This window comes from Streptomyces sp. NBC_00820, assembly GCF_036347055.1.
GTDB lineage: Bacteria > Actinomycetota > Actinomycetes > Streptomycetales > Streptomycetaceae > Streptomyces.
The window spans coordinates 6,431,921-6,451,574 of sequence record NZ_CP108882.1 but is presented as its reverse complement, the minus strand read 5'-3'; the positions used below and the strand labels follow the sequence as shown (position 1 = coordinate 6,451,574).

At 73.4% G+C, this 19,654-nt stretch carries 16 protein-coding genes; 7 read left to right on the top strand and 9 right to left on the bottom strand.

Annotated features, from left to right (window positions below; genetic code table 11):
* Nucleotides 1-21: 21 nt before the first annotated feature.
* Both OIB37_RS28890 and OIB37_RS28885 read right to left on the bottom strand, forming a co-directional pair.
* Entirely contained in the window at nt 22-1,518 is a 1,497-nt protein-coding gene (locus OIB37_RS28890) for a cellulose-binding domain-containing protein (protein ID WP_330460546.1), read from the bottom strand.
* A gap of 234 nt (nt 1,519-1,752) precedes the next feature.
* Nucleotides 1,753-3,072: a radical SAM protein gene (locus OIB37_RS28885; protein WP_330460545.1), complete on the bottom strand. Its 1,320-nt coding sequence runs from the start codon at nt 3,070-3,072 to the stop codon at nt 1,753-1,755.
* Nucleotides 3,073-3,384: 312 nt separating this feature from the next.
* Between OIB37_RS28885 and OIB37_RS28880 the strand changes: the two genes are divergently transcribed.
* The 3 genes from OIB37_RS28880 (at nt 3,385) to OIB37_RS28870 (ending at nt 6,249) form a co-directional block, all read left to right on the top strand.
* Complete coding sequence (locus OIB37_RS28880; RefSeq protein WP_330460544.1) at nt 3,385-4,779, top strand: glutamine synthetase family protein; 1,395 nt, start codon at nt 3,385-3,387, stop codon at nt 4,777-4,779.
* A 193-nt stretch (nt 4,780-4,972) separates the two neighbouring features.
* Nucleotides 4,973-5,488 carry a hypothetical protein gene (locus tag OIB37_RS28875; RefSeq protein WP_330460543.1) on the top strand — a complete coding sequence of 172 codons (516 nt, stop codon included), beginning with the start codon at nt 4,973-4,975 and terminating at the stop codon, nt 5,486-5,488.
* Nucleotides 5,489-5,490: 2 nt separating this feature from the next.
* The gene (locus OIB37_RS28870) at nt 5,491-6,249 is read left to right on the top strand and encodes a 2OG-Fe dioxygenase family protein (RefSeq protein ID WP_330461999.1); all 759 of its coding nucleotides are present in this window, start codon (nt 5,491-5,493) and stop codon (nt 6,247-6,249) included.
* A gap of 115 nt (nt 6,250-6,364) precedes the next feature.
* Here OIB37_RS28870 and OIB37_RS28865 read toward each other — a convergent pair whose 3' ends face one another.
* Nucleotides 6,365-7,399: a hydroxyacid dehydrogenase gene (locus tag OIB37_RS28865; protein ID WP_330460542.1), complete on the bottom strand. Its 1,035-nt coding sequence runs from the start codon at nt 7,397-7,399 to the stop codon at nt 6,365-6,367.
* 108 nt (nt 7,400-7,507) lie between these two features.
* Between OIB37_RS28865 and OIB37_RS28860 the strand changes: the two genes are divergently transcribed.
* Both OIB37_RS28860 and OIB37_RS28855 read left to right on the top strand, forming a co-directional pair.
* Nucleotides 7,508-8,761: a D-arabinono-1,4-lactone oxidase gene (locus OIB37_RS28860; RefSeq protein WP_330460541.1), complete on the top strand. Its 1,254-nt coding sequence runs from the start codon at nt 7,508-7,510 to the stop codon at nt 8,759-8,761.
* Nucleotides 8,762-8,894: 133 nt separating this feature from the next.
* Nucleotides 8,895-11,948: a glycoside hydrolase family 2 TIM barrel-domain containing protein gene (locus OIB37_RS28855; RefSeq protein ID WP_330460540.1), complete on the top strand. Its 3,054-nt coding sequence runs from the start codon at nt 8,895-8,897 to the stop codon at nt 11,946-11,948.
* Here the strand turns inward: OIB37_RS28855 and OIB37_RS28850 are convergent.
* Nucleotides 11,932-13,239, bottom strand: a complete 1,308-nt coding sequence (locus OIB37_RS28850; protein ID WP_330460539.1) for an MFS transporter — start codon at nt 13,237-13,239, stop codon at nt 11,932-11,934. The genes OIB37_RS28855 and OIB37_RS28850 overlap by 17 nt on opposite strands.
* Nucleotides 13,236-13,865, bottom strand: coding sequence for an ArsR/SmtB family transcription factor (locus tag OIB37_RS28845; RefSeq protein WP_330460538.1), 630 nt, complete (start codon nt 13,863-13,865; stop codon nt 13,236-13,238). Before OIB37_RS28845 ends, OIB37_RS28850 begins: the two co-directional genes overlap by 4 nt.
* Before the next feature lie 141 nt (nt 13,866-14,006).
* On the opposite strand from OIB37_RS28845, the gene OIB37_RS28840 reads away from it, so the two are divergent.
* A complete protein-coding gene (locus OIB37_RS28840; RefSeq protein ID WP_330460537.1) occupies nt 14,007-14,591 on the top strand; it encodes a TetR/AcrR family transcriptional regulator in 585 nt (194 codons plus the stop codon).
* 20 nt (nt 14,592-14,611) lie between these two features.
* Here OIB37_RS28840 and OIB37_RS28835 read toward each other — a convergent pair whose 3' ends face one another.
* From OIB37_RS28835 to OIB37_RS28825, 3 genes are all read right to left on the bottom strand, one after another.
* Entirely contained in the window at nt 14,612-15,400 is a 789-nt protein-coding gene (locus OIB37_RS28835; RefSeq protein ID WP_330460536.1) for an isocitrate lyase/PEP mutase family protein, read from the bottom strand.
* Nucleotides 15,401-15,665: 265 nt separating this feature from the next.
* Nucleotides 15,666-16,034, bottom strand: a complete 369-nt coding sequence (locus tag OIB37_RS28830; protein ID WP_330460535.1) for a VOC family protein — start codon at nt 16,032-16,034, stop codon at nt 15,666-15,668.
* Complete coding sequence (locus OIB37_RS28825) at nt 16,031-17,830, bottom strand: DUF2264 domain-containing protein (RefSeq protein ID WP_330461998.1); 1,800 nt, start codon at nt 17,828-17,830, stop codon at nt 16,031-16,033. Before OIB37_RS28825 ends, OIB37_RS28830 begins: the two co-directional genes overlap by 4 nt.
* 321 nt (nt 17,831-18,151) lie before the next feature.
* Here OIB37_RS28825 and mmuM point away from each other — a divergent pair, with 321 nt between their 5' ends.
* Nucleotides 18,152-19,093: a homocysteine S-methyltransferase gene (gene mmuM / locus OIB37_RS28820; RefSeq protein ID WP_330460534.1), complete on the top strand. Its 942-nt coding sequence runs from the start codon at nt 18,152-18,154 to the stop codon at nt 19,091-19,093.
* A 132-nt stretch (nt 19,094-19,225) separates the two neighbouring features.
* Here mmuM and OIB37_RS28815 read toward each other — a convergent pair whose 3' ends face one another.
* Entirely contained in the window at nt 19,226-19,630 is a 405-nt protein-coding gene (locus OIB37_RS28815; protein WP_330460533.1) for a hypothetical protein, read from the bottom strand.
* Between the last annotated feature and the right edge of the window lie 24 nt (nt 19,631-19,654).

The window sequence follows — 19,654 nt, the reverse complement described above, 5'->3', positions numbered from 1 at the left end:
GCCGCCCCCGTGTACGGGGTGTCAGCCCGCGGCGCAGGGAGCCCCGTTGAGGGTGAAGGCGGACGGGGCCGGGTTCTCGCCCTGTGAGGAGCCGACGAAGCCGAAGGTGACCGGGGAGTGCGCGGTGACGTCCTTGTTGTAGCCGGTGGCGGAGGCGGTGACGTGGGAGCCGTTCTGGTGGGCGCGCGCGTCCCACATCTGGCTGACCCGCTGGCCGTCCCGGTAGGTCCAGTCGACGTGCCAGTCGGTGAGGGCGGTGCCGGCGGTGAAGGTGACGGTGGCCTGGAAGCCGTCGGCCCACTGGTCGACGACGTCGTAGGCGACCTCGCAGGTGGTGGTGGCGGGCGGCGTCGTGCGCGGGGCGGCGGGGGTGGCCTGGGAGGTACCCGGGGGTGAGGGGGCAAGGCTCCTGCGGCGGGTGCCGCTCCTGGCCGCGGTCGCGGACGGGGAGTCGGTGACCGGGGCGGTGTGTTCCGACGCGGCGGCGGAGGGCGCCGACGAGGGGGCCGGCTCGCGGGCGGTGCGGGAGCCGGCGGGGTCGGCGACCGGCTGACGGTCGTCGTGGGCGGCCGCGCTGCCGCCGGTGGAGTCGCCGAACGGCATCAGTGACACGCCGAGCGCCAGGGCGGACAGCAGGACCGCGGCGGCGAGCAGGCCGTTGCGCAGGACGCGGCTGCGGCCGGTGCCCTCCTCCAGGTCGCCGGTGCCGGCCGCGCTCGGCCGGCCCACGCCGAGGCGGACCTCGGTGGCGCGGCGCCGGCGTTCCAGGTAGGCGAGGCCGCCCCAGCCGATGACACCGCCGGCCAGGGCGGCGGGCAGGGCGCCTCCGTGCAGGCGCAGACAGGCGGCGGCCTCGGCACACCGCACGCAGGTGGCGAGGTGGCGGGACAGGTCCTCGGGGGTGTCGGCGGAGGGCGAGCGGGTGACCGCGTCCAGCAGGCGGGCGTAGCTGCGGCACTGCGCGTCCATCGGGCTGTCGAGGTGGGCGCGGTGGCAGCGGTCCCTGAACAGCACGCGGACCTGGTCGAGTTCGTCGGCGACGGTCCCGGTGTCCAGGCCGAGGCGGCGGGCGACGGTGGGCAGCGGCAGCGCCTCCACCTCGGCGAGCCACAGCAGCGAGGCGTCCGTGTCCTGCATGTCCCGCAGGCCGCGCAGCGCGACCGGGCGCTGCAGGGGCGGGCCGGCGTAGCGGGCCGCGTTGCCGGAGTTGAGCCAGAGCCGCAGTTCGGGGTCGAGCCGGTGGCCCTGGCCACCGGTCTCCCAGGCGGCGGCGGTGTCGCGTACGGCGGTGAGTAGCTCCGCGATCACCGGCAGCCGGGCGGCCGGCCGTACCGTGCCGTGCCCGGGCGCTCCCGCGGCGCGCAGCTCCCGCATGCCGAGCGTGAACGCCTCGTTCGCCAGCTGGGGCGCCTTCTGGGAACCGGCGGTGCACAGATCGGCGTACGAGAGGACCGCGTCCCAGCACTCGGAGAACAGCGTGGCCTCGGTGGCGTCCTGGGGGGTCGGCAGGTCGGGCATGAGACTCCTGCATCCACGAGCGAGGTCAACTCACGAGAGACGAGATGGAGTTGAAGGAAACCTCGCGGAGAGAAGGAGCCTTTCACGCCCTCGACACAACTGACAAGCGACTCATCCGAATCCAGTGACCCGGCCGTCGCACGGCGTGATGGCGCCCGCCCCGGACCCACAACTCCGCCGTGGAGTACGGATACGGGCGCTCACGCGTTCAACGCGCCGCCGACCGAGCGGGGTTCAGGCCTCCACCGGCTCCACCGCGGGCAGGCTGTCCATGAAGGAGCTGACCGAGAACACCGCGCGTCCGGGGCCGGGTTCGCCGTAGCCGGGCGGCGAGGTCAGGCCGAACTCGTCCATGGTGGCGCGGTAGGCCTCCAGCAGCCGGATGTGGTACTCCAGCGGCGCGCCCTGGGGGTTGGCCTTGCCCAGCGGGGTGGTGGGCTCGGGGCACCAGGTGGTGAAGCGGGGCGTGATGCCCTGCGACATGAAGAAGCGCAGGCCCTCCGTGGTGGAGGCGATGGCCTCGTCGACGGTGGTGAAGCCGAACGGCTCGGCCATCTCCACGCCCGCGACGAAGTTGGGGATGACGTTGCGGGCGCCGAAGATCTCCGCCGAGTCGAGGATCCGCTTGTGCCACTCGTCGCGGCCGACGTAGCGCTCCTTGCCGGGGCAGTACAGCTCGAACAGCCGGCGGTCCCACACCTCGAAGTTGGGGTGGTAGATCTGCACGCCGTAGTCCTTGAACCGCTGCACGTCCGCCTTCGGCAGCGCCTGCGCGACGACCTTGCCGATCCAGCGGCCCGGGAAACGCTCCTCGATGGCCTTGGCGTAGTGGCCGTAGAAGTCGGCCTCGTCCCGGCCCGCGACCGTCTTGGTGATCGCGCCGCCGGTCAGCGTGTAGGCGGTGGACGCCTTCTGGGTGTCGTACCGGTCGATGATCTCCAGGGCTTCGAGGACCTCCTCGACGTCCTTCACCCCGGTGTAGGGCCGCCCCGCCGCCTTGTGCTGGCGCCAGTTGTGGTTGATGTCGCAGTACTGGCACTCCTCCTTGGCGCCGAAGTACTGGCAGACCCGGAAGACGGTCAGGTAGATCAGGTAGCCCCACTGGATGGTGGGGGCGACCTCCATGACGGACTTCCCGTTGGACAGGGTGTGCCGGTAGTACTCCGGCATGGGCGGCACGCCGACGTCGGCGATCCGCTTGCCGTCGAGGTAGAGGCCGAGCTGCCCCTCGTCGTCGGCGGCGACCCGGTACGGCGAGGCGGGATTCACCCGAACGGAGACCACCGTACGGCGCAGGCCGTACGGGCCGCCGGTGAGGATGATCTCCTCCGGCGGCCGGCGCAGCGCGGCCTCGCCCAGCTCGGGCAGGGTGCCGTGGTCGAAGGAGAAGATGAAGTACGACTTCGGCTTGACCTCGCCGTTCTCGTTGTCACTGAGCGCGGACGGGTCGAACGCGACGCCGCCCCGGAGCAGATCCTCCTTGAAGACGGCTTCCCGCGGCACATGCGGGAAACGCTCCATCAGATCCTCGACCAGCGCGGTGCGGCTGCCCATCCCGTCTCTCCTCCCGGCTCGGCGTTCGAGTCCTCACGGTATGCCCCCGAGCGGGTGTCCGCCGTACCGGGTCCCCTCGTGGCGCGCGCTGTGCCGTGCGGGACGACGCTCGTACCGGGTCCCCTCGTGGCGCGCGCCGTGCCGTATGGGGCGACGCGGTCACCCGGCGCCGAAAGCCCCCGGCGCGGGCTTGCCGCACACGGCCGTGCGGCAGGAACCCGGCGGACCGCACCGGCGATCTTCCGCTCCGGCCACCGATGGCCCAGCATGGGCAGGTCCCGCCCGACCGGGGCAGGAGGCGGAGGAGACGCCATGGCAGCTGAACGCTTCGACGCGACGCAGGCGCAACAGGCCGTGGAGAAGCTGTCCGGACAAGGGGTCCGCGCCGTCGCGGTGAGCTGGGTCGACAACGCGGGCATCAGCCGGGTCAAGGGCGTGCCCCTGCACCGCCTGCCCGAGGCGGCGGAGTGGGGCATCGGGATGGCCCCGGTCTTCGACACCTTCCTGGTGGACGACTCCCACGCCGAATCCCCGTCGCGGAGCGGCCCCGTCGGAGACCTCCGGCTGATGCCCGACCTGGACCGGCTCACCCCGCTGGCCGCGCAGCCCGGTTGGGCCTGGGCACCGGCCGACCGGCACACCCAGGACGGCACCGTGCACCCGGGCTGCCAGCGGTCCTTCGCCGCGCGCCAGACGCGGCAGGCCACGGATGCCGGGCTCGGCATCCGTATGGGCTTCGAGACGGAGTGGACGGTGGCCCCCGAGCGTCCGCGGTCCGGCGAAGGCGCGGCCCTCGGGCAGGCGCCGGACCCCGGCGGCGCACCCGCTTACGGCATGACACGGCTCCTGGAGGCGGACGCCTATCTGCTGGCGGTCTGCGACGCGCTCACCGCGCAGGACATCGACGTCCTGCAGATCCATCCCGAGTACGCGGCCGGGCAGTTCGAGGTGTCCACCGCAGCGGAGGACCCGCTCGGCGCGGCCGACAGCGCGGTCCTCGTCCGGCACACGGTGCGGGCGGCCTCCCTGCGGCACGGGCTGCGCCCCTCCTTCGCCCCGCTGACCGACCTCGCGGGCACGGGAAACGGCGGCCATCTGCACCTCAGCGTCTGGGCGGACGGCCGTAACCTCCTCCAGGGCGGCGAAGGCCCCCGCGGCATGACCCGGACCGGAGAGGCCTTCCTCGCCGGAATCCTCGAGGCGCTGCCCGCGCTCACGGCCATCGGCTGCCCCACGCCCGCCAGTTATCTGCGGCTGGCCCCTTCCCGGTGGGCGGGCGCCTACCAGTGCTGGGGCTGGGAGAACCGGGAGGCGGCGGTCCGGTTCGTCACGGGCATGCCGCACCAGCGCGGCACCGCGGCCAACGCGGAGGTCAAGTGCTTCGACCTGGCCGCGAACCCCTATCTGGTGGTCGGATCCGTGATCGCTGCCGGGCTGGCTGGTGTCGGTGCGGGGCTGCGGCTGCCGCCCGAGTTCACCTCCGATCCCGCCACCGCCTCCGCCGAGACCCTCGCGGAAGGGGGGGTACGGAGGCTGCCGTCGACGCTGCCGGAGGCCATCGGGCACTACGAGGCGTCCCGGACGCTGCGCCGGGCCATGGGAGACGGTCTGTTCGAGGCGGTGCTCGCGGTACGACGGGCGGAGGCCGCGCTCTTCGACGGACAGTCCCCGGAAGAAGTGGTCCGCGCCACCCGGTGGCGGTACTGAGGACTGTCCCGAAGTCCCGCCCGGCTCACGGCGCCTGGCGCGTCCCGGGCGACGGAACCGGTCTTGTGCGCTCCCGTGATCATTGACATTCTGACGAGGCATGAGATGTTCGGCGGCCCGCCCGGTGCCGGCCGCCGACCGAAACGGCCAGGGGGAGTCGGAGACAGTGGACGCCTCGGACGCGATTTCATTTGTGGCGGTCCTCGTTTCGGTGATCGCCGCCTGGATGGCGACCCGCGTGTCGGCGAAGACGCACGAGACCACCTCGTACCACGCGGGGACGGACCTGTTCATGGAGGTCAACCGGGTGTTCGTGGAACACCCGGAGGTGCGCCCGTACTTCTACGACGGCAAAGAGCTGACCGAGGGCGATCCGAACTCCAACCGCGTCCAGGCGGTCGCCGAACTCATGCTGGACGTCTTCGAATGGATCTGGCACCGGCGCGAGGGCATCACCGAGGCCGACCGGCAGGCGTGGGCCGACTACGTGGGCCAGATGTTCCGGCTCAGCCCGGCGCTCCGGAAGTACCACCTCGACCATCTCGCCTGGCATCCCACGATCACCGAACTCTACTTCTCGGAGACGTCGTTCACGGGCACCACGATCCCCCGTCCGACGACACCCGGTCCCGGGGCCGACGCCCCGGACAAGCCACCCGGGCCACCGGCGGCGGCAGGTCCCGGAACACCGCAGGAGCCGCAGAGTTGACGGTGCCGGGTATAGAGGTGACGGCCGACGTCGCTCACCAGATCGGGGCGCGGGGATTCCACTTCGTCGGTGGAAGCCGGTTCCGGCTCGACAGCGCACACGCCAGGTCCCTGGCCGACTTCGCGCGAGCATGGCGGGAGCTGCCCACGGACCGGTATCTGCCGGACGGCGCCGTGTACCGCCGCCGCAGACACGCCCGCTTCCTGCTCGACACCCGGACCGGCGCGCTGACCCGGGACACGGCCGGCGGCTACCTCCAGTCGAAGGAGGCGAACCCGCTCACCGGAGGCATGGTCCGGCACTTCGCGCCGCTCCTCGACGACCAGGCGGAGAACCGGTTCCTGCGCGGTCTCGTGCGCGCGAATGCCGAGATCTTCGGCAGATGCGCGCGGACCGTACCCGAGGTCTGGTCGGTCGAGGTCCACGTCATCCGTGTCGTCACCTCGGGAGGAACCGCGACCCTGCCCTCCCCCGAAGGCAGACACCGGGACGGATTCGACTACATCGCCCTGCACCACATGGACCGTGAGAACGTCGTCGGCGGCGCCAGCGAGGTCTACGACCCGGGCGGCTCCCTGCTCGTCCGGCGCACGTACACCGCCCGGCTCGACAGCCTGTACGCCGACGACGCGCGCGTGCTGCACGACGTGACGCCTGTACTGCCGCGGGACGACGGCCTCCCGGGCCACCGGGACATGCTGCTCACCAGCTACACGGGGACCCGCCCCGCCACCGGCCCGTCCGTACGGGCGGGGCGCTGAGGCGAGGGGCCGCGGGCCCGCGCCGGCCCCCTGGGATCCGGCCCCGCCGCCCGTCGGCGCACACGGGCTTCCGTCGGGCGCACGTGGCCTTGTGTCGGGTGCACGCGGGCGTCCGTCACGCGGAGTGTTCCAGCACGGCGGGGTCGACCGCGTGCGCCAGAGCGCTGCCGGACACCAGCCGTTCGGCCTCCTGTACGACAGTCAGGCCCAGGCGGGCGAGTTCGTTGCCCTGGGATCCGGCGACGTGCGGGGTGATGACGGCGTTGGGGAGGTCGAAGAGGGGGGAATCCGGGGGCAGGGGTTCGGGGTCCGTCACGTCGAGGACGGCGCTCAGGCGTCCGGCGCGCAGTTCCCCGGTCAGGGCGTCGTGGTCGACGAGGGCGCCGCGCGCGGTGTTCACGAGCACCGATCCGGTGGGCATCAGGGCCAGTTCCCGGGCGCCGAGAAGATGCCGGGCCTCGGCGGTGTCCGGGGCGTGCAGGGTGACGATGTCGGAGGTGCGCAGCAGGTCGTCCAGGGGCAGCAGGGGGACGCCGAGGCGGGCGGCTTCGGTCGGGTCGACGTAGGGGTCGGTGAGGCTGACGCGCACGTCGAAGGGGCGCAGGAGGTGGATCAGCCGGCGGCCGACGCGGGAGGCGCCGATGACGCCGACGCGGCGGCCGTGGTTGCCGATGCCGTGGTTTCCGGTGCCGGGGTCGATGTCGCCGTCGCCGTCGCCGTCACGGAAGGTGCGGCGGGTGCGGAGCAGGTCGCGCCGGGCGAGGACGTCCTTGCCGGCGAGCAGGATCATGGCGAGGGCGTACTCGGCCACGGGCAGGGCGTTGGCCTCGGCGGCCGAGGAGACGACGATGCCGCGCCGCCACACCTCCGGGGTGGTGAACCCCTTGACCGAGCCCGCCGCGTGCAGCACCGCGCGCAGTCGCGGGGCGGCCTCCAGCGCGGCCGCGTCGAGGCGGGGGCAGCCCCAGCCCGTGACGAGGACCTCGGTGCGGGCCAGGACCCGCCGGACCCGGGGGTCGGTGAAGTCGTGCGCCACCAGAGCGGGGTCGATGTCCACGTACGCGCGCAGCCGGGCGAGCAGCTCCGGCGGGAAGAGGTGCGGCACGTTCCGGGCTGTCAGGGCGAAGAGGGCCTGGGGACGCTCGGGCAAGGAAGTGCCTTCCGGCTCGGTCACACGCGGACAGCAACCGCCTTCCACCGTAGGTCGCGGCGGATGAGAGGGTCAACGCACACGCACTCCGGCAGAGGGACGGCAGGGATGACACAGTCGACGCGGGCGGTCACCAACTGGGCGCGGAACATCACGTACACGGCGGCGGAGTTCCACCGTCCGGACACGCTGGACGCGCTCAGGACCCTGGTGGCCGGCAGTGCGAAGGTGCGGGTGCTGGGCAGCGGCCACTCGTTCAACCGCATCGCGGACCCCGGCGGCGAGGGGGTGCTGCTGTCGCTCGCCGGCCTTCCGCCGGAGACCGACGTGGACACCGCGGCACGCACGGTGCGCGTCGCGGGCGGTGTCCGGTACGCGGAACTCGCCCGCGCCGTCCACGCGCGCGGGCTCGCGCTGCCCAACATGGCGTCGCTGCCGCACATCTCGGTGGCGGGGTCGGTGGCGACGGGCACCCACGGCTCCGGGGTCGCCAACGGGCCCCTCGCGGCGGCGGTGCGGGAGGTGGAACTGGTCACCTCGGACGGTACGCCGGTGACGATCGCCCGGGAGGACGCCCGCTTCGACGGAGCCGTGACCTCGCTCGGCGCGCTCGGCGTGGTCACCGCGCTCACGCTCGATCTGGAGCCGTCGTACGAGGTCGAGCAGCATGTGTTCACCGAACTGCCCCTCGCCGGGCTGGACTACGCGGCGGTGGCGTCGTCGGCGTACAGCGTGAGCCTGTTCACCGACTGGCGGGAGCCGGGGTTCCGGCAGGTGTGGGTGAAGCGGCGCACCGACCGGGCGACCGTGGAATTCCCGTGGGCCGCACCCGCGACGGAGGCGCTGCACCCGGTTCCGGGGATGCCGGCGGTGCACTGCACCGAGCAGTTCGGGGTGCCGGGTCCGTGGCACGAGCGACTGCCGCATTTCCGGGCGGAGTTCACGCCGAGCAGCGGAGCTGAGCTGCAGTCGGAGTACCTGCTGCCGCGAGCGTCCGCCGTCGACGCCCTGCACGCGCTCGACGCCATCCGCTCGGCGGTCGCCGGTGTTCTGCTGACCTGCGAGGTGCGTACGGTCGCCGCCGACCGGCAGTGGCTCAGCCCGGCCCACGCCCGTGACTCGGTGGCCCTGCACTTCACCTGGGTCGAGGACACCGCGGCCGTCCTGCCGGTGGTACGCCGGGTCGAGGAGGCGCTCGACGCCTTCGAGCCGCGCCCGCACTGGGGCAAGGTGTTCTGTGTGCCGGCGGCCGTGCTCCGGCGCCGGTACGCGCGCCTGGCCGACTTCCGGGCCCTGACCGAAGCCCTCGATCCCGCGGGCAAGTTCAGCAACGCCTTCGTGCGGGACGTCCTCGGCGACTGAGGCGACTGGCGTGAAGTCGCCCTCGGATCGCCGCTGTTGCGTCCCGAGGGCGACTGCGGTCACCATCGACACACGGCCCGGGCGGCCGCGTCCCTGAAGGAGCCCCGCTGTCCAGGGCCGAGCCAGGAGGCCGATGGCTTTGCGCACCAGCACCGACTACGTCGAGGACGTCTCCCCGGGCAGCGGATGCCTCCCACCCCGGTCCTGGTACGCGCCCTCGGACGCCACGTCCCTCTCACTGAACGGCAGTTGGCGGTTCAGACTGTCGACAACGGCCGACGCGGAGGACGACTCCTTCGCGCGGGAGGGGTACGACGCCGGCGGCTGGGCGCGGGTGTCGGTACCCGGCCACTGGGTCCTCCAGGGGCACGGCTCCCCGGTGTACACGAACCACCGGTACCCGTTCCCGGTCGACCCGCCCCGGGTGCCGACCGAGAATCCGACCGGCGACCATCTGCGCGTCTTCGACCTGCCCGCCGACTGGCCGGACGGCGGGGCGGCGGTGCTGCGCTTCGACGGCGTGGAGTCCTGTGCCCGTGTGTGGCTGAACGGCACGCTACTCGGCGAGTTCAAGGGCTCCAGGCTGCCGCACGAGTTCGCGGTCGGCCCCCTGCTGCGGGCGGGGGGCAATGTGCTGGCGGTCCGTGTCCACCAGTGGTCGGCGGGCTCGTACCTGGAGGATCAGGACCAGTGGTGGCTGCCCGGCATCTTCCGTGACGTCACCCTGCTGCACCGCCCGGCGGGCAGTGCCCGGGACTTCTTCGTGCACGCCTCCTACGACCACCTCGGCGGTACCGGCACCCTGCGCGTCGACTCCGACGTGGACGGCCGGGTGACCGTGCCCGGACTCGGCCTCGACATAGCCACCGGCGAGGCGGTGACCGTGCCGGCCGAGCCGTGGTCGGCCGAGACGCCGAGGCTGTACGACGGGGTGCTGGCCACCGCGGGCGAGCGGGTGCCGCTGCGCATCGGCTTTCGCACGGTGGAACTGTCGGACGGCCTGATCAGGGTCAACGGCAAGGCGGTGCTCTTCAAGGGCGTCAACCGGCACGAGTGGCATCCGCGGCGGGGGCGCGCGCTGGACCTCGCGACCATGCGCGAGGACGTGCTGCTGATGAAACAGCACAACATCAACGCCGTCCGCACCTCCCACTATCCGCCGCACCCCGCGTTCCTGGACCTCTGCGACGAGTTGGGCCTGTGGGTCGTCGACGAGTGCGACCTGGAGACGCACGGCTTCACCGAACAGGCCTGGCGCGGCAACCCCGTCGACGACGACCGCTGGACCCCGGCCCTGCTCGACCGCGCCGCCCGGATGGTCGAGCGGGACAAGAACCACCCCTCGGTCGTGATCTGGTCCCTCGGCAACGAGGCGGGCACCGGGCGCGGGCTGACCGCCATGGCCGAGTGGATCCACGGCCGCGACCCGGCGCGGCTCGTCCACTACGAGGGTGACGTCGACTGCCGTGACACGGACCTGTATTCACGCATGTACGCCGGTCACGCCGAGGTCGGACGCATCGGCCGCGGCCTGGACGGCGGCCCGCGGAAGAGGCGCGGACTCCCCTTCGTCCTCTGCGAGTACGCCCACGCCATGGGCAACGGCCCCGGCGGACTCGCGGACTACCAGAGCCTCTTCGAGGCGCACGAGCGGCTCCAGGGCGGTTTCGTCTGGGAGTGGATCGACCACGGCATCGAGGACGAGCGGTACGGCTACGCCTACGGGGGCGACTTCGGCGAGGAGCTGCACGACGGCAACTTCGTCTGCGACGGCCTGCTGTTCCCGGACCGGCGGCCGTCCCCCGGTCTGGTCGAGTACAAGAAGGTGATCGAGCCGGTCGCGATCGAGAGCGGGGAGTCCCGCCTGCCCGAAAGCGGCCGGGAGCCTGTGGGCGGCACCGGCGGCACGGTCCGCGTCACCAACAAGTACGACTTCGCCGACCTGTCCTCGCTCGCGTTCACGTGGTCGTACCAGGTGGACGGCGAGACCGTCGGCACGGGCGCCCTGCCGGTCCCCGCCCTCGCGCCCGGCGCGTCGGCCGAGGTGAAGCTGCCCGATCCGCCGGCCGACGCCCCGGCGGGCGAGGCGCACTGGACGGTACGGGCGCTGCTCGTCGCCGACACCCCGTGGGCGCCGAGGGACCACGTCGTCGCGTGGGGCCAGTTCGCGGTGTCCACGCGGCGGGCGCCGTCGGTCGCGGCGACGGCCGGGCCCGTACCCGGCGACGGGCTGATCGCCCTGGGCCCGGCGTCCTTCGACGCCCGCACCGGCGCGCTGCGGGCGATCGGCGACGTGGCGGTGACCGGCCTGCGCCTGGACGTGTGGCGGGCCACCACCGACAACGACGACGGCGCCGCCTGGCAGACCGGCACCCGCTACGGGCCGCTGTGGCGCACGCTGGGCCTGCACCGGATGCGGCACCGCCTGGACGCCGTGGAGCAGACGGGGGACGCGGTGACGGTCCGCACCCGGGTGGCCCCGGCCGCCGGCGAGATCGGGCTGTCGACCGTGTACCGCTGGACGTCGGACGGACATCGTCTGCGGCTGACGGTGTCCGTCGTGCCGGAGGGCGACTGGCAGGCGCCCCTGCCCCGGCTCGGCATCCGCTTCGGGCTGTCCGCCGCCGACCATGTGCGCTGGTACGGCGGCGGACCGGGCGAGGCGTACCCGGACAGCGCGACGGCGTCCGCGGTCGGCCTCTGGGAGTCGACCGTGGACGACCTGCAGACGCCGTACGTCCGTCCGCAGGAGAACGGCGCCCGGGCCGGCGTCCGCTGGTCGGAGCTCGGTGGCCTGCGCGTCGAGGGCGACCGCGTGTTCTTCCTCACCGCCCGCCGCTGGACCACCGAGCGGCTGGACGCGGCGGCGCATCGCACCGACCTCACCCCGGGCGACACCGTATGGATCAACCTCGACCACGCCCAGCACGGCCTCGGCTCACAGTCCTGCGGCCCCGGCCCACTCCCCCGGTACCGCCTGAGCGCCGAACCGGCGGAGTTCTCGTTCGTGTTCTCGCAGACGTTCGCCCGGGAGGCGGAGTGGCCCGGAGACCGAGGGACCGGAGTCGGAGTGACCCGGCGCCGGAATGACCCGGCGCCGGAGTGCCCCGGACAGGCCGTGACGGCTCCGTCGGGGGGCCTGGACTCCCCTGGCGTGGCCGCGCTTCCCGTCAGGCCTCCTCCTTGAGGCTCTCCGGCGGCCTGGCCTCCCTCCCGGACGAGGAAAGGGGCGTCCCCGTACCCTCGGCCCGGTCGAGGGTGCGGGTGCGCGCGATCGGGGAGAACAGGACCCACAGCACGGACAGGGCACCCCCGGCGGCGGCGACGGTGATCGTGGGGCGGAGGCCGAGCAGGGTGGCGAGGGCGCCACCGGCCAGCGCGCCGAAGGGCCGCACGCCGTAGTTGACGGTGGAGAAGGCGCCGGCGACGCGGCCGCGCAGGTGATCGGGAGTGACGGAGGCCATCAGGGAGTTGAGGTTGACGTCGTAGAGCATGACACCGACGGAGGAGAGGAACTCCGCCGCCGCCAGCACGGCGGCACGCACCCACAGCGGACCCGACGCGGCCCAGACGAGGGCGTACGGCGCCGGGAACAGGACGGCGCCCACGGCGACGCCGCGGCCTACGCCGATGAGCCGGGAGACGGCGGGGGCCGTCACCGCGCCGAGGACACCGCCGACCGCCCCGACCCCGAAGGTGAGCCCGATGGCGCCGGGTGCCAGGCCCAGATCCCGCTCGGCGAACAGCACCAGCAGGCCGGTGCCGGTGAGGAAGGTGAAGAAGTTGACGGTGGTGGCGCTGCCGAGTGCGGCCCGCAGCAGCGGGTGGCTCAGCACGAAGGAGAGGCCCTCGCGGGCGCCGCGCAGCAGCCTGGGCGGCGCGGCGGAAGCCGTGGGGGGTTCCGCGACGCGTACCGGCCTCAGCAGGAGGGCCGAGGCGAGGAACGACAGCGCGTCGGCGACCAGGGCGAACGGTGCGGTCAGCAGCTGTACGAGGACGCCGCCGAGCGCGGGACCGGCCACGAAGGAGAACGAACGGCTGGCGCTGAGCTTGCTGTTGGCGTCGACGTACGACGCCGGCGGCACGAGGCGGGCGAAGAAGGCGGGGTAGGCGGTGCCGAACACCACGCCCGCCAGGCCGGTCAGCAGGGCCACGGTGCAGAGCTGGCCGAGCGTGAGGACGCCGAGGAGCGCGGCGGCCGGCACGGTCAGCAGCAGCGCGGCACGCGCCAGGTCGGCGGCGACTATGAGAGCGCGTTTGCTCGCCCGGCGGTCGGCCCAGGCGCCCAGGAGGACGGCGAGCAGGTTCGGGGTCCAGACCAGCGCGGTGAGCCAGGACACCTGGACGGCGGAGGCGTGCAGCGCGCCCACCGCCAGCAGGGGTATGGCCAACTCGCTTATTCGGTCGCCCATTTGCGAGACGGTCTGGGCCGCCCAGAGGCTCCGGAAGCGCCGGTCCCGCCACAGGCGGGACGTCACGCCCCCGCCTCCCCGTCCGGTCCTTCGGGTCCTTCGGGTCCTTCGGGTCCTTCGGGTCCTTCGGGGAGTGCGTACAGCAGCATGCGCACGCCCCGGCTGCCCTCAGGACGCTCGACGCGGTCGCGAGTGACGTACGGCGCGAGGAGTTCCTCCATCGCCTCGCGCAGCCCCGCGAGTTCCTCCGCCGTCACGACGATCCGCGTGTTGGCCGCGTTCATCGCCCGGAGCCACTCGGGTTCCAGGTGGGGCTCGGTCTCGGTCAGCCAGCGCAGCGGAAGTCCGGCGGTGCGCGCGAACATCTCGCCGGACAGCGCCCGGGCCGCCGCCCGCCCGTCCTCGTCGTCCGGCGGCTCGAAGCGGAAACCGCGCGCCACCGCCTCCCAGCGCCGCTCCCGCCGGTCCGCCGCCGCCTCCGCGTCCCGCACCAGCCCGAAGCCCGCGAGGTGGCGCAGGTGCCAGCTGGTGACGGACGGGGTGGCGCCGACGTGCGGGGACAGCTGGGTGGCGGTGGCGGGGCCGTACCGCTGAAGCCGTTCCAGGACGGCGAGCCGCACGGGGTGGGCGAGGGCCCGCATGGCCTTGGGGTCGTCGAGTTCCAGGTCTCCGAAGCGGTTTCCCGATTCCATGGTGTGAGAGTGTTCTCCCAGAAAGTGTGAGAGTCAACTCTCAGACCTGAAAGCGTCATCGCACACGGACTCCCCGCCCGGGCACCTCCTGAGCTTCCTGGGCCTCCTAGGATTTCCCCGAGGAATCCAAGGAGGTGACCCATGGCCCGAGCGGGTCTCACCGTCGAACGGCTGGTCGCGGCCGCCGCCGAACTCGCCGACGAGGTGGGCTTCGAGAACGTCACCCTCTCCGCGCTGGCCCGGCGCTTCGGCGTGAAGGACGCGAGCCTGTACTCCCACGTCCGCAACCTCGGCGACCTGCGCACCCGGCTCGCCCTGCACGCGGGCGGCGAACTGATCGACCGGATCGCGGCGGCGGTCGCCGGGCGTGCGGGCAAGGACGCGCTGGCCGCGTTCGCCGGCGCCTACCGGTCCTACGCCCTGGAGCACCCCGGCCGGTACGCGGCCACCCAGATCCGCATCGACCAGACCCTGATCGCCGGCTCCCCCGCCATGCGCCGCACGGCCGACATCACCTACGGCATGCTGCGCGCCTACGGACTCGACGAACCCGACCTCACCGACGCCGTGCGCCTGCTGCGCAGTACCTTCCACGGCTACTGCGCCCTGGAGTCCACCGGCGGCTTCGGCGCGGCCCGGGACGTACAGGCCTCCTGGGACAAGGCGGTCGCCGCACTGCACCTCACCCTCGAACACTGGCCCCGGGAGAAGAGCGCCGGCGAGTAGCACCGCCGGAGCCGGCCCGATCAGGAAGACGAGCCCCGGCGTCGCAGCGCGCACACCTCGTCGTAGGCCGGTGTCGTACCTCCCGGGGCATGCCCGGCCGCGATGTCGGACACCGCGTCCAGGGCCGCGCCGAGCGCCCTTCGGTAGAGCAGCGAGCCGAGGCTGACGCGGCGGACCCCGAGGGCGGCGAGCTGGGGCACGGTGGGTCCGGCGGGCGAGTAGAGGATGTTGAGCGGGGTGCCGACGCTCCGCACGAGGGCCTCGATCCGGCCCGGATCGGTCACCCCCGGGACGAACATCCCGTCGGCTCCGGCCTGTTGGTAGGCGTCCAGGCGCCGCAGGGTCTCCGTCTCGTCGCCCTCACCCGACCAGTACGTGTCGGTACGGGCGTTCACGAACAGACCCGGCACCGCCGCCTTCACCGCGGCGATCTTCGCGGCGTGCCGGCGGACCGGCCCCAGCCCGTCCTCCAGGTTGATCCCCACGGCCCCCGCGGACCACAACTCGCCCGCCAGCTCGGCCACTTCATCCGGATCGTCGCTGAAGCCGCCCTCCGCGTCCACAGAGAGCAGATACGGGCCCGAACCGAGGACGCCGGCCAGGCGCAGGGTCTGGGCGCGGGTCGCGCCCTGCCCGTCGGGCAGGCCTTCCGCCGCCGCCGCGGCCAGGCTCGTCGTACCGATCGCGGGAAAGCCCCTGGCCGCGAGGGCGGCGGCCGAGGCGTGGTCCCAGGCGTTGGGCAGCAGCAGGGGCTCCCCGTCCCGGTGGTGAAGGGCGGCGAACGACGTCACGGCGGGCTCTGCGGTCATACGGCCACGCTAGGCGCCGGTCGTTTCGGCGACGGCCGAACCATGCGCACGGAAGACGTGTCGCCCCCGGCACCCGCTCCCCGCCCCTCCATTCCCGGGGCCAGGGGGTGTCTCTTCGGTCTTCGTGGATCAGGCCGCGGCGTCCGGTGCGGTGCCTCGGCGTGCGGCCGGATCGTCCTCGTACTGGGCGTACGTGGGCGATTCGGCCGTGCGGCGAGGTGCCGTGCCGGGCGTCACGGACCCACGAAGATCGGGGAGACACCCCCTAGCCCGCGCGCTCGGCCATGCTGCGCTCCACGCAGAACTCGTTGCCCTCGGGGTCGGCGAGAACCACCCAGCCGGTGCCGTCGGGGTTGCGCCGGTCGTCGACCTGCGTGGCGCCGAGGGCGAGGAGCCGGTCGACCTCCTCGTCGCGGCGGCGGTCCTGTGGCTGGACGTCGAGGTGCACCCGGTTCTTGACGGTCTTGGCCTCCGGCACGGTGACGAAGAGCAGGCCCGCGCCCTCGATCAGCGCCGCCTCGTCGCCGGGGTGGTCGTCCTCGTGCAGGGGTTCGTCCAGCACCTTCGACCAGAAGCAGGCGAGGGCGTAGGGGTCGGCGCTGTCGATCGTGACGTGCCGGATCTTGGAAGTCATGGGCGTGAGTGTGCCCGATCCGTCGACGGCTGACGACGGATTTCCACCCCGGACGCCGTCAGCCGGGCCGTCACCTCGCCTCCGTCGCTCCACCTGACCTCCACCCCGTCAACTCCCGTCGCCCGCACGGCTACCAGCCCGGACAGGGGCGCGGGATCCGGCTCGGCGGTCAGCCGCACCAGCGCCACGAACAGCGTGCCGGCCTCGCCGCCGGTGACACCCGAAAGCCCGCCACCACTGTCACTGCCACTACCGCTGTCACTGCCACTGCCACTGCCGCTGCTGCCCGCGGGTTCGGCTGAGGTGCCGGACGACAGGCCTATGGCGGGCAGGAGTTCGGCCCGTACGCCGTCCTGTGCGGCCCACCCGGTGATCCGGACCGATGTCCCGGGCCCGGCTCCCGAGACGAGGTGCGCCCGCACCTCCACCGCACCCCGGGCGAGCACCACGCTGGTGACGGTGACCCCGTCGCGCACGGTGTGACGGGAGGCGGCCCAGCCCTCGCCCGTGCCGAGCGGCACGATGTCCGTACGGCTCGGATCCCCGTGCACGATCACGCAGTTGTCGTACGACGGAACGGGCCCGGTCGCGGTCGAGTAGGCGAGCCGGGTGTAGTGGGGGTCGTAGCGGACGTCCTCGCTTCCGTGGTTGTGCAGCCGTACGAGACCGTCCGAACGGGTCGACTGGAGCAGCCAGTTGGGTGCGCGTACCGGCCTGACCCCGTCCGCCCGCTCCGCCGGTCCCGGTTCCTCCGTCGCCGTCCACACCTCGTGCTCCGGCGGGAGCAGCAGGCCGAGGAAGCCCTTGCTCGCCCAGTACGGGGAGGCCGGGCCCGAATAGCTCTGCACCACCGCCTCGTCGGGGCCGAGCCAGCCGAGGGACAGCAGGCCGCGATCGTCCACCGCGCCCCGGTCCAGGAAGTAGCGCAGCGCGCCCGAGGCCAGCCTGCGGGTCTCCCCCGCGGACAGCGGGGTGCGTCCGGTGAGCGCGCCGAGCCACAGGGGAGCGGCGGTCGCGAACCGGTAGGTGAGGGAGCGGCCCTGCCGCATCGGGGCGCCGTCGGAGCCGAACAGGTGGGCGTAGTCGGCCAGATGGGCCTGGAGGCGAGCGCCGTAGCGGTCGAGCCGCGCGCTGTCGCCGTCGAGCCAGGCGTGCAGCACGGGGTAGAGGTGCAGGGCCCAACCGTTGTAGTAGTCGTACTTGCGGCCGTCGCCGTCGGTGTACCAGCCGCCGCCCGCGTACCAGGCCTCGATCCGCTCCAGGCCGCGGTCGACCGCCTTGCCCGCCTCCTCCGGCCGGTGACCGATCTCGCGCAGGAAGCCGCCGACCGTGACCGGGAACAACTCCCAGTTGCAGGGCCAGGGTTCGGCCGTGAGCGCGTCCGTGAGCCACGCCGCCGTGCGTTCGCGCACCGGCTGGTCCAGGCGGTCCCACAACAGCGGGCGGGTCAGGCGCAGGGCGAGCGCGATCGAGGCGGCCTCGACCAGGGGCTGGCCGCGGTCGGTCACCCGGGGCCAGACACCGCCGGGGCCCGCGGCCAGGCCCTCGGCATAGCGGCCGAGCACCGTCTCGTCCCGGCACAACGCGGCCAGCAGGAACGTGCGGGCGTACCCCTCCAGGCCGTCGGACAGGTACCCCGAGTGGCTCACGTGGTCGCCGGGGAGGTGGTAGAGGGCGCGGTCGAAAGTGGCGTAGGGCTCGACGGCGGCGAGCAGGGCGTCGGCCGCGGCCTCCCAGTGGGCGCGGGTGTAGCCGGTGTACGGGCTGAGCGAGCGGTCGTCGGCGGGCAGGTGGATCACGTGGGCGGGTGTCCTTCCGTGCGGGCCTCGGCGGCCGCGTGGTGCCCTGATGCCGGGAGCCCGGGGCGTCCGAGGGATCGATCCGACTCGTGGGGCGCAGACTCGTGGGGCGGGAGGCTCATGGGGCGGGAGACTCGCGGGGGCGGGGAAGCCCGTGGGGCGGGGAGGGAGAAGGGTCCGGCGGCTGGACCCTAGCGCTTCGGGTAAGCGCTTTCCAGACCTCCGACGGAGAATCTCCGCACGTCACCGGCAGAGGTCCGCTGTCCGGCCGCCGGGACGCGCGGACCCGTCCGACCGCGCGTGGACTAGCGTCGTGACATGACCGGCAACACGTCGCCCCGCCTCGCTGACGCCCTCGCCACCGCACCCCTCGTGCTCGACGGCGGCATGTCCAACCAGCTCGAATCGGCCGGCCACGACCTGAGCGACGACCTGTGGTCCGCGCGGCTGCTCGCCGAACGCCCCGAGGCGGTTGTCGAGGCGCACCTGGCCTACTTCACGGCGGGCGCGGACGTGGCGATCACCGCCGGCTACCAGGCCACCTTCGAGGGTTTCGGCAAGCGCGGGATCGGCCGCGAGGACGCCGCACGGCTTATGGCGCTGAGCGTGGAACTGGCCCGCGAGGCGGCCCGGCGGGCACGGGACGCCAGGGTCGCCCGGCCTCTGTGGGTGGCGGCCTCGGTGGGGCCGTACGGGGCGATGCTCGCGGACGGCTCCGAGTACCGGGGGCGCTACGGGCTGAGCGTCGCCGAACTGGAGCGGTTCCACCGGCCGCGGCTGGAGGTGCTGGCAGCCGCCGGGCCCGACGTCCTGGCGCTGGAGACGGTCCCGGACGCGGACGAGGCGGCGGCGCTGCTGCGGGCGGTGCGGGGGCTGGGGGTGCCCGCGTGGCTCTCGTACACCGTGGACGGCCGGCACACCCGCGCCGGACAGCCCCTGGAGGAGGCGTTCGCGCAGGCCGCCGACGCGGACGAGGTGATCGCGGTGGGCGTGAACTGCTGTGCGCCCGAGGACGCCGACCACGCGGTCGAGACCGCGGCCCGGGTGACGGGCAAGCCGGTCGTCGTCTACCCCAACAGCGGTGAGGCGTGGGACGCGGCGGCGCGCGCCTGGAACGGCCGCCCCACCTTCACCGCCCGGCGGGTGGGCGGCTGGCGGGAGTCGGGGGCCCGCCTGATCGGCGGCTGCTGCCGCGTGGGCCCGGAGACGATCGCGGCGATCGCCCGGACACTGTCGGAGCAGGGCCCGCCCACCGGATAGAGCCCGCTCACCGGATGGGCACAGGCAGCCGGGCCACGGGACGGACCGCCACGGAGACCGCCGGACTCGCCTCAGGCAGACGTGCCCAGGCGCCGACGGGTCCACGCGGGCCGACCCGCGCGCGAGACCGGGTCAGTCGGCGGCGTGGCGGCTGATCTTCAGCCACCCCTCGACCGCGTAGTGCCCCAAGGACGGCTCGTGTCCCTCGCGGAGGGGCAGCCAGGGGGCCGTGGACGTGCCGTCGGGTTCCAGGCCGTACAGGACCAGGCGGCCCGAGCGTTCGTGGTCCCCGCTCTCCTCCCACAGCTGGGCCAGAGCCCCCACGGCGTCCGGCCTGCCCGCGTCGATCGCCGTACGGAACAGCCGCTCGGCCTCCTCGGCGTCACCGGCATCCCGGCGAACCCAGGCGAGGGAGAGCAGCGCCGGCGCGTACCCGCCCTCGGCCGCGAACCGGTACAGCCGCTCCGCGGAGGCCCTGCATGCGCTGTACCGGTCGCTGCTCCACTGACTCCGGACCGGTCTCGGCCGACCCGCCACCGAACGGCCCGCCACCGTCCGGGC